This window comes from Streptomyces tuirus (assembly GCF_014701095.1).
Taxonomy (GTDB): Bacteria; Actinomycetota; Actinomycetes; order Streptomycetales; family Streptomycetaceae; genus Streptomyces; species Streptomyces tuirus.
The window spans coordinates 2,523,138-2,538,597 of sequence record NZ_AP023439.1 but is presented as its reverse complement, the minus strand read 5'-3'; the positions used below and the strand labels follow the sequence as shown (position 1 = coordinate 2,538,597).

The 15,460-nt window shown below is 63.4% G+C and carries 13 protein-coding genes; 5 read left to right on the top strand and 8 right to left on the bottom strand.

Features of this window, described 5'->3' with window-relative positions; translation table 11 throughout:
- Nucleotides 1-373: 373 nt before the first annotated feature.
- Nucleotides 374-1,414 carry a tetratricopeptide repeat protein gene (locus IGS69_RS11655; RefSeq protein WP_190904465.1) on the top strand — a complete coding sequence of 347 codons (1,041 nt, stop codon included), beginning with the start codon at nt 374-376 and terminating at the stop codon, nt 1,412-1,414.
- On the opposite strand, the gene IGS69_RS11650 is transcribed toward IGS69_RS11655, so the two are convergent.
- From IGS69_RS11650 to IGS69_RS35190, 4 genes are all read right to left on the bottom strand, one after another.
- Nucleotides 1,398-2,192, bottom strand: a complete 795-nt coding sequence (locus tag IGS69_RS11650; RefSeq protein ID WP_190898863.1) for a GntR family transcriptional regulator — start codon at nt 2,190-2,192, stop codon at nt 1,398-1,400. The two genes, IGS69_RS11655 and IGS69_RS11650, sit on opposite strands and share 17 nt — an antisense overlap.
- Before the next feature lie 468 nt (nt 2,193-2,660).
- Nucleotides 2,661-3,152, bottom strand: a complete 492-nt coding sequence (locus IGS69_RS11645; protein ID WP_190898861.1) for a protein-export chaperone SecB — start codon at nt 3,150-3,152, stop codon at nt 2,661-2,663.
- On the bottom strand, nt 3,149-3,616 hold the full coding sequence (locus IGS69_RS11640; RefSeq protein ID WP_190898859.1) for a helix-turn-helix domain-containing protein: 468 nt from the start codon (nt 3,614-3,616) through the stop codon (nt 3,149-3,151). The genes IGS69_RS11645 and IGS69_RS11640 overlap by 4 nt, the downstream gene beginning before the upstream one ends.
- A gap of 21 nt (nt 3,617-3,637) precedes the next feature.
- Nucleotides 3,638-3,922, bottom strand: coding sequence for a type II toxin-antitoxin system RelE/ParE family toxin (locus IGS69_RS35190; RefSeq protein WP_353784504.1), 285 nt, complete (start codon nt 3,920-3,922; stop codon nt 3,638-3,640).
- Nucleotides 3,923-5,607: 1,685 nt separating this feature from the next.
- On the opposite strand from IGS69_RS35190, the gene IGS69_RS11630 reads away from it, so the two are divergent.
- Nucleotides 5,608-6,111, top strand: a complete 504-nt coding sequence (locus IGS69_RS11630; RefSeq protein ID WP_190898855.1) for a DUF4365 domain-containing protein — start codon at nt 5,608-5,610, stop codon at nt 6,109-6,111.
- A gap of 1 nt (nt 6,112) precedes the next feature.
- A complete protein-coding gene (locus tag IGS69_RS11625) occupies nt 6,113-7,249 on the top strand; it encodes a hypothetical protein (RefSeq protein ID WP_190898853.1) in 1,137 nt (378 codons plus the stop codon).
- A gap of 207 nt (nt 7,250-7,456) precedes the next feature.
- Here IGS69_RS11625 and IGS69_RS11620 read toward each other — a convergent pair whose 3' ends face one another.
- Both IGS69_RS11620 and IGS69_RS11615 read right to left on the bottom strand, forming a co-directional pair.
- On the bottom strand, nt 7,457-10,153 hold the full coding sequence (locus tag IGS69_RS11620; RefSeq protein WP_190898851.1) for a P-loop NTPase family protein: 2,697 nt from the start codon (nt 10,151-10,153) through the stop codon (nt 7,457-7,459).
- A 264-nt stretch (nt 10,154-10,417) separates the two neighbouring features.
- Nucleotides 10,418-11,638: a DNA sulfur modification protein DndB gene (locus IGS69_RS11615; RefSeq protein ID WP_190898849.1), complete on the bottom strand. Its 1,221-nt coding sequence runs from the start codon at nt 11,636-11,638 to the stop codon at nt 10,418-10,420.
- 538 nt (nt 11,639-12,176) lie between these two features.
- Here IGS69_RS11615 and IGS69_RS11610 point away from each other — a divergent pair.
- A complete protein-coding gene (locus tag IGS69_RS11610; RefSeq protein WP_190898847.1) occupies nt 12,177-12,941 on the top strand; it encodes a DUF3800 domain-containing protein in 765 nt (254 codons plus the stop codon).
- A 457-nt stretch (nt 12,942-13,398) separates the two neighbouring features.
- Here IGS69_RS11610 and IGS69_RS11605 read toward each other — a convergent pair whose 3' ends face one another.
- The gene (locus IGS69_RS11605; protein WP_190898845.1) at nt 13,399-13,695 is read right to left on the bottom strand and encodes a hypothetical protein; all 297 of its coding nucleotides are present in this window, start codon (nt 13,693-13,695) and stop codon (nt 13,399-13,401) included.
- Between the two features lie 592 nt (nt 13,696-14,287).
- A complete protein-coding gene (locus IGS69_RS34600; RefSeq protein ID WP_232543487.1) occupies nt 14,288-14,566 on the bottom strand; it encodes a hypothetical protein in 279 nt (92 codons plus the stop codon).
- A gap of 79 nt (nt 14,567-14,645) precedes the next feature.
- Between IGS69_RS34600 and IGS69_RS11600 the strand changes: the two genes are divergently transcribed.
- Nucleotides 14,646-15,401 carry a GntR family transcriptional regulator gene (locus IGS69_RS11600; RefSeq protein ID WP_190898844.1) on the top strand — a complete coding sequence of 252 codons (756 nt, stop codon included), beginning with the start codon at nt 14,646-14,648 and terminating at the stop codon, nt 15,399-15,401.
- The last annotated feature ends 59 nt before the right edge of the window (nt 15,402-15,460 follow it).

The following is a 15,460-nucleotide window of genomic DNA, read 5'->3' as shown; positions in this document are numbered from 1 at the left end:
CGCTCCTGTGAACGTGGATGAGTGCCGCAGCAAAGCCACGGAGTGCTTCGCGCCACCAACTGGTGCGCATCAGAAGGTTGCATCTGGTGCGCACCAGATGTCAAGCGCTGTCGCGGACCCGGCATCTCAACTCGCCTGACTGCGACGGTTCCAGGAAAGCGCGCCAGGCAACGTCCCGGTAGACAACAGGGGTTAACACCAGTCCGGTTAACCCCTCCCGACCTGCGCCGATGTGAGGCATCCTGCTGTTACGGCTCAACAACCCCAGGAGGAACGGCAGTAGCACATGAGTGGACTCAGGGCAGCAAGAACGGCACGGGCCTGGTCACAGGAGCATCTGGTGCGGGAGATCGAGCGCCATGCACGTCAGCACATGCTCACCGTCGCCTCAACCGCGAGTTTGCGAGTGTACGTCTCTGAATGGGAGAACGGCCGACGAACAATCTCCGGCTACTACGCCAAGATCCTTCGTGCTCTCCTCGGCATCACCGACGCCGAGCTCGCAGACGGAGCGCAGCCGCCGGCACCCGCAATGGCAGACGGCTACGACGAGCTGATAGACCGGATCGACGAGGCGCGAAACGTCAGTCTGACCATGGTGCAGACGTTCATGGATCAGACTGAGTTGCTCCGCACCATCGACCGCCAGATGGGCGCCGCCAGCCTGGTCGATCAGATGACCGCCCACCTGACGCGGCTGGAGGACGCCCTCACCTTCGCCGTGCTCCCGGAGACCCGACGCCCCGTAGCTCTGGCCCTGACCGGTGCAGCAACGCTCGCGGCCTGGCAGGCCCTTGACGTCGGAGCCGTCGAACGAGCCTGGCGACACTACGAGTTGGGGAAGCGCGCCGCCCAGGAGGCCGAGGAACCCATGTACCTCGCCCACGCCACCGCCGAGCAGGCATACGTGCTCTGCGACGCTGGACGACCCGAAATGGCGGTGCATCTGGTTCGAGAAGCACAGCGTCTCGGAGGGCAGGGCATGTCTCCGCGGCTCAGGGCATGGCTGCACGCAGCCGAAGCCGAGATCTGCGCCCGAGCTGGGCTCCAGGAGGACTGCCGACGGGCTCTTGAGCTTGCGATGCGCCACCTGCCCGCAGGAGATGAAGCCCGTGATCCGGACATGCTGAGCATCTTCCTGAACGAAGGCCACCTCACTAGGTGGCGCGGGAACGCACTCGCGCTGATCGGCGACGGCGAAGCCGTGGACAACCTATACGCCGCACTGAAGACGACCGACCCCACGTTCGTCCGAGCATCGGCAGGGCTCCACTGCGACTTGGCCCAAGCCCACCTGGCTCGCGGAGAGTACGACCAGGCACGAAAGCACCTGCGGCAGGCCCGACTCGTGGCAAGCCGAACCAAGTCAGTGCGTCACAGGCGTCGAATAGAGCAGCTCACGCAGCGGTTGTAGGCGACGCGCCGGGCCCACGCGAAGCCAGCACATGAAGGAGGGCGACCAACGTGCCGGACCCCATCAGCTCACCACGAGCCATCAGGCCGGGGATGTCGGACAGCGGAACCCAGGCGATATGCCCCGCCTCTTCCAGATCGGTCGGCTCACCAACGAGCTTCGCCCCCTCACCGACGAAGATGTCGTGCGGCGAATCGACCATACCGATCATGGGCTGGTAAGTGACGACATGCTCCAGGGCATTCGGCCGCCACCCGGTCTCTTCCTCGACCTCACGCAAAGCGGTCTGAAGGGGGTCTTCCCCCTGGTCGACGATGCCGCCCGGCAGCTCCCAGCCGAAGGCATCAGGGACGAAGCGGTACCGCCACATCATGAGCACCCGGTCTTGGTCGTCAATGACGGCAGCGATGGCCACATGGTGAAGCTTGACGACGTGGTGCTCGAAACGTTCGACGCCGGGCGGCTCGACGTCGACGAGGCTCAGCTTCACCCATCGGTTGTCATACAGCGTCCGCTCACCGTGGATCCGCCATGGCTCGACATCCGCCGGCGCTTCTGTGGTCACAGATCGATCCGGTACGCGGTAAGAGCTACGGCCGTGTACCTCGACGACCCCTTCAGCGACCAGCCTGGCCAGCACTTGGCGCAGAGCGGTACGGCCGATCTCCAGGTCCTCCGACATGGTCCGCTCGGACGGAAGCTTGGAACCCGGCGAGTACCTGCCCTCAGCGATCCACTCACGAATCGTGCGGTAGACCCGCTCCGACTTCGGTCCCATCCGGCGAGCACGCTCCTGTCGTCCTGCTATGTCGGCCAGCACAACTGTAGCCGGGACCTACTCACGTGAGTAGGTAAGCGTCAGCAACGATGATCAGTCCAGCGCGGTAAGAGTTTCCCTACTTCATCAAGTGCCCGCGCACGGCGCGGGCGCGCGCCGCCTCTGCGGCGCGGCCTGCCTCCTGTCTGCGCCCCGGCTGGCCGCGCCCGGCGGCGCGCTCGGCGGCTGCGGGCATGAAGTGGGAGACACCCTCTGTGGCTGGGGCGGTCGGCTCCACGGCTTTAGGCAGCCACTTTGGGGCGAGCCTCGAAGATCATGGCCCCAACGTCGTGCTTTAACGGGCAGGTCCAGAGACTGCCCGACTCGCCGGAAGCTTACGGGGCCATGATCACTCGCCCCAAAGCAGCTCCAGCCCAAAGCCGCTCCGCCGCCCTAGCAGGCAAGAAGACACCGAGCGGGCCTTCAGGGTCACTTGTAAGCCTCGCTGGACCCACGTTTATAAACTTCTCTATGCTTCAGCAATTGAAATAGATCCTTGGTGTCAAGGTTATCCAAGACAAAAGCCGGGAAGCCGAGATCCAGACTGATCCGCTGAGTCAGCTCACGCACATAGGGATGGAGAGTTGCCAGCACGATGATGTCACCAAACGCAGCGATCGCCTCATGGGGCACACTTTCTAGACTATGCGAGTAGCGAGCCTCATATGAGAAATCAAGCGCAAATACCAGGCCATCATCCTTCTTAGCCTTGACGGAGTAGTGAATCTGGTACGTGACAGAGCTGCGGCCTACTTTGCAGGAGGGTTCCATTTCGACTTGGACTTCATAAGGCGGCTTTGCCCCTCGATCAAGAACCTTAGCCTCAAGCGACTGCAGGCGAATTCCCACGAGCTCCGTTGATTCGTGAAGCTTTTCCGCCTGATCAAACCGATCCGACGCACCCGCCGGTTCTGGATTCATCCCTTTTCTGCACTTTCCTGTCGAAGTGAATAGACTGCGGAAGCCCAGACGACAGGTTTCGCGAATCCACCCTCGTTCTCTTCTTCGGCGACCCATTCGCCGCCGGCATGTGGAGAGGTCCGCCTGCTCAGTGCCGTCGAATACGCACTACCAAAGCGCCACTCGCCACCGTCATCCAGCAGACGAACGTCGAGGCGGCAGCCAATCGCGCGAGCATACCTCTGGAGCGTGGAAAGCCGTGGATCAGTACCTGCAGCTTCAAGTTCAGAGACGGCGGATTGAGTCGTCTCCATGCGCTCAGCCACAGTTGACTGGCTCAGCCCTCTTGCTTTGCGCCGCGATACGAGTCGCCTCAAAAGGCCGCTTCGCAGCGCGGCGTCCGAAAATGCCGCCTCGAACTCAGGGTTCTCCGCTTCCTCCTCAAGGAGGAAGTCAAGGTCATCCACGTCATCTCGATGCGTCATTCTGAGCTCCCAATCCGCAGGCTAATCGCGAGACTCCCAGTCCTTGAGACGTTTAAGAGCTTTCCTCTTTGCCGCCAAGGGAAGTTTCCGACTCTTCTTGTTAACTACATGCAAGGCAAGGAGGACCTCGTCGTGGTTGCCAACCGAAGCGTAGAGCGCCCTATATGTGCAGCCGTCATAGAACACGCGGACGGCCTGAAGTCGACCTTCAATATGCTCCTGCTCGTAGGGCATATGCTCTTGCTTGGTCAGACGCTTCATTGCGTCTGTAACCGCCGCCTTGGCATTCACGCCAAGTGCCGTCAACTCTTCCTTGACGACATCAGTTCCCGCGGGGGTCCTATAGAAACGCCATCTCTTGCTGGTCAGTCGATCCCCCTAAGCGCGGGCATCGGTCCGTTCGAAGATCACCCACGAAGGTGTGCGCTCAACTCGATGACCCACCTCCTCGCTCGGTGCGCCTTAAGCGACGAAGATCCGCCCTACCTGTACCTCCTACTTCAAGGTATCGGCTACAACCGATAGCGGCAAGCTGCCGAGGGTGTCCGTGACGTAACACTCTGCGACCGCCTGCAGCCTTGGACGCGAAGATGGCCGGTCCGCCACCTCACACGACTCCCACCGGCCCTCCTGTTCCAGGGGATGCTCTGGGCATCACCCGCCTACGGCCTGGTGCGTCTGCCATGGTGCCCTTTGCCCTCGCTGCAACCTCGGTGAGTGTCTAACTGCGTGACAACTTCGACGAACGGAGGCGGACAGCTGTGAACGTCTGCGGACCATCGCAGCAGGTGGAATGTATGCCAGCCCAAGGTCAGACACTCACTAAGTTGCTTCGGGACGAAGCGGTTGAACTTCAACCTGGCAGGGTCGAGCTGCGGTTAGATGGCCGCGTGGCAGTAGCTGAACTGATCCTCAAATACGTTGAGGCACTTGTCTGGCCCGTAGTGACGTTGGTGCTTGCCTGGGCGTGCAGGCATCACCTCAAGCGAGCCTTCGCCCGTATGACGCGGCTGGAGACCCCGGCTGGCGCTATCGACTTCGCTGAAGAAGCACGACGCACGTTCGACGGAACCCGGGAGCAAACCTCGTCGTCACCTCCAGGAGAGTCCGGACGGCCGTCCAGGCCCCTGCCCTCACAGGCTGGCAACGTTGTTCGCCCTCACTTGCGCGCACGCTCCACTCAACACGAAGCTCTCGACCAGGCGCTGGACCTGGTCGGTAGTTCTCCTGATAGTGCCGTGATGCTTGCCTGGCGGGCTGTCGAGGTCGCATACCGCGATCTGCTCGGCGGTACACGGTCCGTGCAGGAGGCCGCACGGCAGCTCCAAGCGAGGGGCCTGCCGCACTCAGTCGCTGAGACGATGGTCCGTCTTGCGCGACTGCGAGCTCGGGTCTCCCATGGTGATCACACCGTCTTCCCCGACGCGGCCTTCGACTTTGTCGCCAGCTGCGAAGTCGTGCTTGGCCATCTAGAAGTCATCAGCCGACCCAGCGTCGAACTCTCAGAGCACTGATGCGCAGCACGTCCGTTCCCTGGTCTGTCGAATGCGTGTCGAAGTAGCCACCCGTCCAAGCTCGGCACGCGAAGACAGCCAGGTGAGAGGTGGTCACCCGCTGATCTGCCCAAGCGCCTTCTAAGCGCTTGGCCACAGGTTCGAGTCCTGACTCTCGGTCGCGTCGGCCGCAGGAATGCCCGGGTCGCTCTTGGAGAGCAGCTCGGTGAGCTTCTTCCGAGCCTCCTCCCAGGTATGGCCGTAGACCCGTCGGCGCGTTGAGTACTGCAGTCGTGTCACGCCGGCCGGTCCGCCCCGATAAGACACGGACGCCTCACCGCAACGCCGAGCACCCTTCCGGGTCGTGCCGCCCTTGGGGCGTGGAAGGGCGTTCGGTGCCGACCAACGACACAAGCCCCGACATGCCCGTACACGCGCTATTCCCTCGCGCACCCAGGCCGCCTATCCTCGCGATCACGCAACCTGGGGGGGGGTGGCATGGCTGCAGAGGCGACGAGCTGGCAGAAGGAGCAGGTAAGTCGTGCGTACGTGCACGCCTTAGCCACGCAAGGCGGGTACACGCTCTGTGACTGGAATGTGGACAAAGACGGCGTAGACGTCACTCTCCGCTCACGAGGCCTTATGGTCGATATTCAACTCAAGTGCACCCAGAGCCCGCGCACTGTGCGGAGCGGCTACAGCTTTGACCTGGACATCGAGACCTACGACAAGTTGCGTGACCCGGAGCGCTCAGCACCTGGGCACTTGGCCCTACTCATCGTTCCGCCCGACATAGGGCGGTGGGTCACCCATCAGTCCGACTCGATAGTCCTTGCCTGCCACGGCTACTGGGCCTCTCTCCATGGCATGGGACATGCTGCCGGCAGCTCCACCACCGCAATTCACCTTCCTGAGCACCAGGAGCTCACCGTGAAGGCCATGGGCACCATGTTCGATGCGGCGCGACGCATGACCAACAGCGCTGGTCTGGGGTTGAACTGACATGGTGGACAACGGCCCAGACTTTGGCCCCGGAGAGATCCGCAGCTACTTGAAGGTCACCGGGTGGGCTCCCGTATCGGGCGGAGACGTCGCCGAGCTGTGGAGCCTCCCCGGGCCGGCGGATGAAGTCGTCCTAGTCCCAATGAAGCCCGGCGCACCGGACTTCGCTAAGCGGACACGGATCCTCCTCCAAGACTTGGCAAGGGTCGAGTCCGAGGAGGTTCAGACCGTCCACGACGCCATTGCCACCGTTTACCACGACGTCACTGATCTCAGAGCGTCTCACCCATCACTGAGCGACGGGTCCATCCCGCTTGAATCCGGCTACGAGCTCTTTGTCTCTGCCAAGCGCCTTCGTGTCGCTTCCGCTGCAGCAACCATCCGGCGTCAAGGGCATTTCCGGAACTTCCCGACCCGGGCGCGTGACCAAGCGCGAGAAGTCCGTCTAGGCCAAACCCGCCGCGGCTCCTACATCGTGCCTATTATCAGCCAGGCGCGGTCTCAAGAGGATGTATATTCACCACGTCAAGACCACATCGACGTGCAGGTAGAGGAGACTCTCTTCGACCGCCGAGTAACTGCCACCATGTCCCGTGCACTAGGCGTACTAGAGGACATGGCAGGCGCCGAGCGTGAACCGACCCGGAGTGAAATCAACGACTCCATCGGCGAGGGAGTTTCCTACGAACTGTGCCAGGCTCTAACCAGGGTTGTGAATACCGAGTCCGTAAGCGCAATTGACGTATCTTTCAACTGGTCTCGCGTCGCCGCCCCACCGCCTGGCACTCCGGCACGGGTTGAATTCAACGGCGATGCGATCAATATCGTCGACCGCGTGTCGGAGCAGCTCAAGACCAAGGTTTACACGAGTGAGCATGTGATCTACGGCGTGGTCACCGATCTCAGCCGCCACCCTGAGGACGACACTGGTCGCGTCGGGGTGCAAACGCTCATTCAGCGCCGGAGCCGCACTGTATGGATGAATCTAGCTGACGGCGACTACCACACGGCCGTGCGCTGCCACGACGCAGGAATTCCCGTTCGCGTGCGCGGGACATTGACGAGTCCTCCTGGGGGCCAGGCTCGAATGAATGTGGCTGGCTTCGGCCCTGATCCATCTTTGGGAGCGGACGACTAGGCACGGGCCGTCCTCGGTCCGTGGAAGGGCGCTCAACGTTGAGCAACGTCAAAAACTACCGACAGCTCAGCAGAGCCACAACTGATCACCCACGGCCGTGACCTGCGGTGCTGAACGTCACGGATGCCGGGAGATGGCTACGGCGAGTGGCGCCAGCGAGCAGGCGCATCAGCCGAGCCGGCACGCTGCATGATCGGGACCAAGCCGTCAGCTGGGCTGCTGGGCGGCGAGCGATTCGATGATGGACTTCTGGCGGCGAATGTCGGCGGCTTGGTCGGGAGTGGCCTCGTAGCCGGACAGGCTGCCGATTTCGGCCCGGGCGGCGGCGATGTCTCCGAGCCACGCGAGGACGACCGCACGCTGGGACCGCAGGCCGACCATCATCTCCTGCAGGTTGAACTCCTTGGCCATCGCAAGTAGGCGGTTGAGGATGCTCAGAGCCTGCTGCATATCGCCAGCGTTCATCAGGATGTCAACCACTTCTTGTCCAGAGTCGACGGCCTGACGCCAGCAGCCAGTGAGTTGGTACAGATGCATTGCTGGGATGGCCGAAAGAGTCTCGGGGCCACTGACCACGCCCTGACTGCGACGGGCCCTGACGGACAGCGAGAGACAGTCGGCGAGCCGCTTGTAGTCGTCCGGGTCCTCGCTGGAGCCGACCCGTGCCTCCAGACCAATGATTGGTCCGGTGAGCTCGCTGGGGCTGAGACCGAGGTAGGCGCAGTAGTCTGCAGCCAACCTGGTCGCCACCACGTCAGCACGGTCGAACTCACCCGCTTGGTACAAGCCGTTGGCGAAGTTGTAGCGCAGAGCATGCTCCTCCCGCGATCCGTTAACCACTTGAGCCAGGCCAGCGGTGAACGCCGCCGTCAGGCGATGAGCATCCTGGGCGCGGCCGTAGAGGATGAACTGGCGAATGGCCAGGAGGACTCTCTCCCGCGGGCCGATGCTGCTGTCACCGCCCTCTGCGGCCAGCTGTTCCATGACGTTCACGTGACTGGCGTACGCCTCCTGGTCACCTTCGGAGTAGGCCAAGGTGGCCAGGGCGTTGTGGGCTTCGAACCGGATGCTGTTGTCCTGGGCGGGATCCTGGGCGGTCTGCGCGATCGTGGCGTGGATCTCGCGGGGGTACCCACCCTCGTAGAACGCCTCCATCGTGGTGAGGTCGAGCAGTTGCTCGATCCGGCCCGTCTCGGCCAGCAAACGCATCCAGCGTCCGACCTGCGGAAACCCGCGCTGTCCTTCCAGGAGGTCGAGGAGTGCTTCGCGTAGCCGCTGGGCGGCCTCATCGGGTAGGTCCTCCGAGGCGGACAAAGCCACGGGACGCACCGCATCGTGCAGCGTCACCCTGCCATCAGCGAAGTCCTGCGTGAAGCCCCAACCAGACAGGTCACGCACAGCCTGCGCGGCATGAGTAGGGCGCATGGAAACCGCTTCCGCGAGCCGCTGGAGCTCGGTGCCGGTGAGAGGCACCTCCGCGACCGCGAGGATTCCGGCAACAGCTCGTGAACGCGGCGCAAGGCGGTCGAGTACCTGCCTCAGGATCATTTCCTGGGCCGTGGCCTTGCTGTGCGTCTCGGCCTGCACGGAGTCGCAGAAGGCGGCACCGTCTCCGGCGTATGCAGTGCGGGTCAACTGTGCGGAGTTGAGCACGTACAGGGGGAGGCCTGCCGTGAGGGAGAGGACACGTTGAGCGGTGCCATAGTCCAGGATGCAGCCTTCGCTGTCGAAGACCGCGGCGATGGTGTCGGTGCCCCAGCCGTCCAGCGACTCCGTGGATATGCCGAGGTGTGCGGCGAGAGGGATCTGTTCCGGTCGGGGATGCCCCAACATGATCAGCCGGGCCGTCGGCAAGGCATCGACCAGCAGTCGCACATCCTCGATTTCGAGCAAGTGGACGTTGTCTACGACGACAGCGACCTCAATTTCTGCCTGGACGAGCAGGGTATGCACAGCGCGCAGCACCTCGATGCCCGCAGCGGCCGGCAAGGAACCGGCCTCGGGCCTGAAATGCCGGGCGGCTAGCTCCCGCGCCAGCGCGCCCGGCACGGAGGCGGCCTGGTATCCGGCGACGTCGAAGTAGGTCACCTGCTGGGGACAGTGTGCGGCAGCGTTCGCCGCCCACGTGGTCTTGCCGGCCCCCGAGAAACCGACCACCAACCTCACGGAATTGTCGTTCGCGAGCTCCGGCTCACCGCTACGGTGCCGGTAGATTGCGGGCAACTGGGGAAACGCCTGCAGTTCCTCCACGAATTGCTCGTACAACTGCGGCAAGTCTGCGGCAGCGAACTCATGGCCGTGAGCACCGGTGCACGCGTACTGAACGCGTGCGGCGAGCTTCCAAACCAGGGTTTCGGCGCTCAGCGACCCGAAGGGGATGTGCTCAGCCTGGTCAGTGCAGTTCTGCAACATGGCAGCTAGGTCGCTCCCTGGGGCCGGCAGCCACGTCTCTGCGGGGTGAGGCCTACCGGGCCCAACAATCGCCACGTCCACAGGCCAAGACGCTTTTCGCGTCCTGGTGAGCAGGTCCGGCCCCAAGCCCGCGTTGGTTACCACGACCAGGTACGGGGTGCCAGAGCGGCGGCCCGCCGTGTGCTCGTCCCGAATGCTGCGGAACTGGTCGACCGCACCTTCCACGTCGCCCCAGGTCAGGTTGCCTCGACGAGTCTTGACCTGTAGGTAGAGCCAGCGGTTGTCGAATTCCACTTCCACGTCTTCGTCGCGTTCTACGCGCAGGCGCCGGACCTCCGCCGCCTGTAGCCGCAGTAGGCAGCCGACGGCGTACAGATGCTGGTAGGTGAACCCGCGATGCAACGATGTGATTCGCCTCAGTTGTTCGGCGCTGAGCACATCATTCTGCGGTTCGGCGCCTGCGGCTGCCTCAAGCGATCGATCTTCCGCCACCGCCCCAGAGTAGTGGCCGCGCACCGGCACAGCCCCGTTCTCGCTCCGCCAAGCGAGCCCTGTGACTCATAGCTATAAGGCCCTGGCTGCACTCCGCTTCGGCGGACAGGCCGATGCCCAGCGGGGGAGCGGCCGGCACGGGATGGCCGGGCGGCTTCGGACGTCGGTCCGCAGGGCAGGGCCAACTGAGGGGGCACGCGGGCTAGGCCCGGGAGGCCGCTGTCTAAACCAGGGCAGGTTCAAGAGCGGGCACCATCGCTGTGGCTACTGCCTCAGGAAGGACAGCTCGTCGTTGTCCAGGATGGCGCGCAACAGCTTCATCCCAGCCCCTTCCCACGCAGTACGGCCTGCTGCCAGCTTTCCGGTCGCAGGCTCGATAAGGGTGCCGACGAAGATGCTGTCGTCTTCGGTCAGCGGCTCGTCCGCGGTGGCCTTCTTGATCTTTTCTTCAGGGATGCGCGCAAAGTCGACGTCGTCCAGCGCCCTGATGGCCAGCGGGATGGTGTTCTCGATCTTCTCCTTGAGGTCCGCGTCAGCGGAGTCAGTCATGAGCGATGCCACACCGTTGGCCGTGTAGACGGCGAAGGCGATGGCGTAGAGCACGCCGGCCGAAAGCAGGTAGGTCGCCTCCCGGAGTTCCGCGCCCTTCACTTCGCCCTCGATCACGTCAGCGAACCTCGCCATCTCACCCAGGGCGGTCCAGAAGGCGATCAATTCGGCACGTGCCTCCGTCGCGCTGTCCCCCTCGAAGCGAGCATTGACCGCCTTGTCCATTGTCGTGGGCGTTCGGTACTTGTTGCCCACCAGCAGGAGCCCGGACACGTAGCGGACGGTCTTGAAGGAGAACAGCTTCGCGGAGAGCTTCCCGGGGTTGTCCTTGAGGTACTCGACCCGATCCTCAAACACGGGGATGGTGTCGAACAGGTCGCTGAGCTCCCGGTTGATCGGCTGACGGCGGTCCATGGACTGACCGAGCGACTGAGTCGGGGCCTTGACGTTGCGCTGAAGGTCGGCAAAGTCCTGCGCCCGGCGCTTGTGGTCGTCTTCGATGACGATGATCAGAGGTTGGCCCGAGTCCTTGAGCCGCTCAATGATCGGGTCATCGTCGTCACGGCTCTGCACGATGTCCTCGTACGCCCCGATGCGGTGCTGACCATCGCCGATATCGAACTTGGCACCGATATCCACAGAGAGAAGCCCGACCTGGGCTGCGTCATACTCCGTCGTAACACCGGGGATCGCGTGTGGCGTGAACGAGGCCTCCTTGGACGTCAGGTAGAGCACCGCGGCACCAAGGACAAAGTGCTCCTCATCCTCCAGGTACTTCACGATGCCCTTGAGGTGAGCGGTGTCGCGAGGACGGTTACCGTGAGCATCCGTCTTGACCGGGTTCCATGCGGCCGGCTTCGTCACCATCGTCACCAGGTCGGGCGCGCTCATCGCGGTCGTCATCATCTGACGCCCACCCTGCATGTAGCCGATCACGGGAATGTGGATCTTAGGCAAGGTTCCCCCCTTGAGCACGCCAACGGAGCCCCCCTCGGGAACTGATTTGCCGTCAGCGCATAGGCGTGAAGCTACAACGCAAGAAGTACATCAGCAAGTCACCTTTTGCTATTGATCGATTGGTGGCCGGCTTCGATCACAACGCGGCAAGTCTGGCGTAGGTTCACCTACTTCCTGCGTAGTCGATTGAGATTCCTGCGTAGCACGCCTATGTTGACGCTCGGAGCTGATCGGTCCACAGGTGGACGACTACGGCCGACCGGTGACGCTCCTTGGAACCCCAGACCTGCCCCGCGGGTCTCGGCGACCCTTGCACCCACGGTTCACATCGAGGGTGACTGCGGTGCTAGGTGCCCACGAGGCGCCGTTCGTGTCCCGCAGACAACGCCCCACCTACAGTCAGCCACTAGATGTAGTAGGTGGAAATGGAAAAGCCACCACATGTTGTGGTGGCTGACGATGTTTGTGGTGTAGCTTGCTGCTAACGGCTCGTCATATTGTAAGTGGGAGGAGTGAGATGCCTGCGCGTCGGCTCGTTCGGGCGTACGTAGACGAAACTGGCGATCGCGGGCTATCCCCCACGGCGTCTCAGTTCTTTTCCTTTGCTGCTGTGCTGGTCGCTGACGAAGATGAACCCGCCATGCGTGCAGCGTTGTCGCAGCTTCGACGGGACCTGAGGGTGCCGCACGGCAAGGCGTTGCACTGGAAGGATCACGTCAAGGTCTACCCTCGTCGCCAGTACGTGACGACGAAGCTTGCGCAGCTCACGGGTGTTCAGATCACCTATGTCGTCGTTGAAAAGGCGGCGATCCCGGCACATGCGGGGATGCGGCGCGACCAAGTGATCTTCTACAACTTTGCTGCCGGCATCATTCTCGAGCGACTTCTCCTTGCGGCGCGAGACTGGCCCGGAGGAAGTCGTGACCTTCTCATCAAGTTCGGGCATGTGCGAGGCTTTGATCACCGCACTACTTGTGAATACTTCAAGATCAAGCCTCAGCTGGGGCCTGGGTGGGTGCCATGGGGCCTGCTTCAGGGACAGCCGACTTTCCAAGATCAAGCTAAGTGGGATGGTCTCCAGGCCGCTGATCAATATGCAGGTATGCTGAGCGCCGCGATACGGTCTGATCAGTACGGCGGCTATGAGCCGTCACATCTGCTCGGGGTGCGGCATCAGATTCGCCGCAGTGCCCAAGGGGTCAGCCGTAACTACGGCTTCAAGATCCTTGGCAACGAGGCAACCTTTACATCTCTGCCCTGGTGGCCCCCAGAGGGGCTGTAGTTGAGACATGCAAGGGCCACCTAAGAGGCCCGGGGCGCTTCAACCGACATATCGGAAGGGTCTGGCAGCAGACCAAGCGTTCTCCCCGCGACCACTTAGGTGGCCCTTGCATGTCTCCTAGCCTACCGGATTCGCTTCTCCAAGCCCACACCGCGTACGCGACGAGTCCCATTTTGATGCCTGAGTGCGTCTGCCAATGCGCACAGGGTGACTGGCCGTGATGGTGTGGCGCAGGGCCCTGGAGGAGTTGCCGTGCGCGCCCCAGCATCACTTCCCGCTGCGTACCTCTGACGCCCGAGCGCCCTCTCGGGCCGTCCTGGGGCCGTGGAAGGGCGCTCAACGATGACCAACATCGACAGCTACCGACAGCTCATCAGCAGGTCAGGGCGTTGATCGATAAGACGGCTGCAGGTCACGACCGCCTGTGATCAGTTGTGGCTGAGCAGCACTGTGCCTGTCAGGGGCGCCGAGGTGCGACGGGACTACGTCCGCGGCTGGTCGCTACACGTAGCACGTCCCGCAGTGCGCTGCTCAGCTGGGCGGCAAGAAGGTTCAATTCCTCTGGGTCTTCGGTCTCGTCGTCGAGTACCTGATGTGAGTGCTCCAGCAGTTGGGACGCCATCCCGAGTTGGAAGGCCTCGATGTGGTCTGCCAGGCGGGAGACGTAGCCGGCCCGGGCATCGGTGCTCAAGTAGCACGGCTTGCCGTCCGGCCCCGCCCACGGGAGAAGCCTCAATTCGTCCTGCGTCGTCATCCCTGCGTGCACCTCTCCGTGATCTCTCCGTTCGGTGCCGGCGTGCCGGTGGCTGCCGAGTCGCTCACCGCCTTACTCCCGGGCCTGGACTGACCGGGTGCCGAGTGGCACAGGCAGTCGCACGCCTCGTAGATCAAGGGAAGGTCGACCGGCGCCGATTCCGGAGAGGACTCCGCGCAGGCGTAGTGCGTGCCGATCCGGCAAGCAGTAGAGCGGTATGACGTGGCAGAGGCGTCCGGGCCAAGAGTCTGCCGCTGCGAGGGCATCAGTGGACCCCCATAAGAGTCGACCAGGCGTCGCTCGGTAGCTGGGGAGCGATGACGACCGTCGGGTGCCGTCGTGCGCGTTCTTCGTGCGCTAGTACGAACGGACGGACGAGTGCGGTGTCCTCGCCTCTGAGCAGCTGCAGGTGACTCGGTCTGTCGAGGGTCTGGCCCAGGACAACCGTCGGCTCGGCAGCCGATGCAGAGGAAGTGGGGGCGAATGTCGGCCGAGACGGCCGTAAGGTGCGGCGGTGCCTGCCCTTGGGGAAGTACCGCGCTCTGGTGAGTGAGGCGGCACGGCGGATACGGTTGAGCACGCTGGTCAGCTCCTATCGCTGATGGCTCGGTCCCCCGACATCGCCCGTCGTGGGGACCGCTTTGTTTACGACCGCCCAAAGGGTGCGGCCGTTAAAGCTGGTGGCGAGGAGCCCGAACCGATCTGCCTCGGCCACCGCTTCCAAGACCTCCCGCCATAAGTTGGCGGTGAGTGAGTCCGGTACCTCCGCCTCGACCGACGTATGCCGGTCGTGCTCCTCCACGCGCGCGGGAAGCCCGAGGTCGGACAGCCGGGCAGCGATGGCTGCCACGCGGACTCCCGAATCGGGCACAGGGCAGCCTCCGTTAACCGGCGATCACTTTGAGTGAAGCTAGTTAACTAGATTAGAGCTAGTGGACTAGATTTTCCATATGCCTGAGCAGCCGCCCTACCTCCGCATCGCCGACGAACTCCGGCGGCGGATCGCGGAGCACGTGTGGGAGCCGGGAGACCGGCTGCCGTCGCGCGCTCAGATCGGCCAGGAGTGCGGCGTCGGTGAGAACGTGGTTCGCCGCGCGCAGGAGCTGCTGATCTCCCAGGGTGTGCTGGAAGGTCGCGCCGGATCGGGGACCTACGTCGCCGAGCCCCGGCAACGGGTGCGGGTCGTCCGGTCGTCTGCGCGTGAGCAGCCTGAGAAGTCGCCCTTCCGTGCCGATATGAAGGCTCTGGGCAAGCAAGGCGACTGGGAGAGCAAGACCGACGCCAAGGTGCCGGCCCCAGCAGACATCGCTGCGCGGTTGGGCATCGCCGAGGGCGATCTGTGCGTCAGGACGGCATACGAGTTCCTGGCCGACGGCAGGCCGGTGCAGCTGTCGACGAGCTGGGAGCCGTACGACCTCACGGCAGGGACTCTCGTCGTTCTCCCCGAGGGAGGCCCGCACGCTGGGGCCGGTGTCGTGAACCGCATGGCAGCGATCGGCGTCAACGTCAGCCACGCGGTGGAGCAGCCGGAGCCGCGTCAGGCGACGGCCGAGGAGGCCTCTCTTCTGGGCATCCAGAAGGCCGCCCTCGTCACGCACATCCGGCGGACGTACTACAGCGACGACGGGCGCCCCGTCGAGACAGCGGACATCGTCGTGCCCGCAGCTCACTGCGAGATCGTCTACGAGATCCCGATCAACCGGTAGCCGCAGGCCTGTCGAGGGCCGGGTGCGGCGGTGCTTCGGGCGTGTCCACGCCCGTCAAG

What these genes read in the sequence shown, in the direction of transcription:
- IGS69_RS11645 (WP_190898861.1), bottom strand. Translation starts at nt 3,152, where the DNA reads ATGAATCCAGAACCGGCGGGTGCGTCGGATCGGTTTGATCAGGCGGAA.
- IGS69_RS11625 (WP_190898853.1), top strand. Translation starts at nt 6,113, where the DNA reads ATGGTGGACAACGGCCCAGACTTTGGCCCCGGAGAGATCCGCAGCTAC.
- IGS69_RS11610 (WP_190898847.1), top strand. Translation starts at nt 12,177, where the DNA reads ATGCCTGCGCGTCGGCTCGTTCGGGCGTACGTAGACGAAACTGGCGAT.
- IGS69_RS11630 (WP_190898855.1), top strand. Translation starts at nt 5,608, where the DNA reads ATGGCTGCAGAGGCGACGAGCTGGCAGAAGGAGCAGGTAAGTCGTGCG.
- IGS69_RS11600 (WP_190898844.1), top strand. Translation starts at nt 14,646, where the DNA reads ATGCCTGAGCAGCCGCCCTACCTCCGCATCGCCGACGAACTCCGGCGG.
- IGS69_RS11650 (WP_190898863.1), bottom strand. Translation starts at nt 2,192, where the DNA reads ATGGGACCGAAGTCGGAGCGGGTCTACCGCACGATTCGTGAGTGGATC.
- IGS69_RS11605 (WP_190898845.1), bottom strand. Translation starts at nt 13,695, where the DNA reads ATGACGACGCAGGACGAATTGAGGCTTCTCCCGTGGGCGGGGCCGGAC.
- IGS69_RS11655 (WP_190904465.1), top strand. Translation starts at nt 374, where the DNA reads ATGCTCACCGTCGCCTCAACCGCGAGTTTGCGAGTGTACGTCTCTGAA.
- IGS69_RS11640 (WP_190898859.1), bottom strand. Translation starts at nt 3,616, where the DNA reads ATGACGCATCGAGATGACGTGGATGACCTTGACTTCCTCCTTGAGGAG.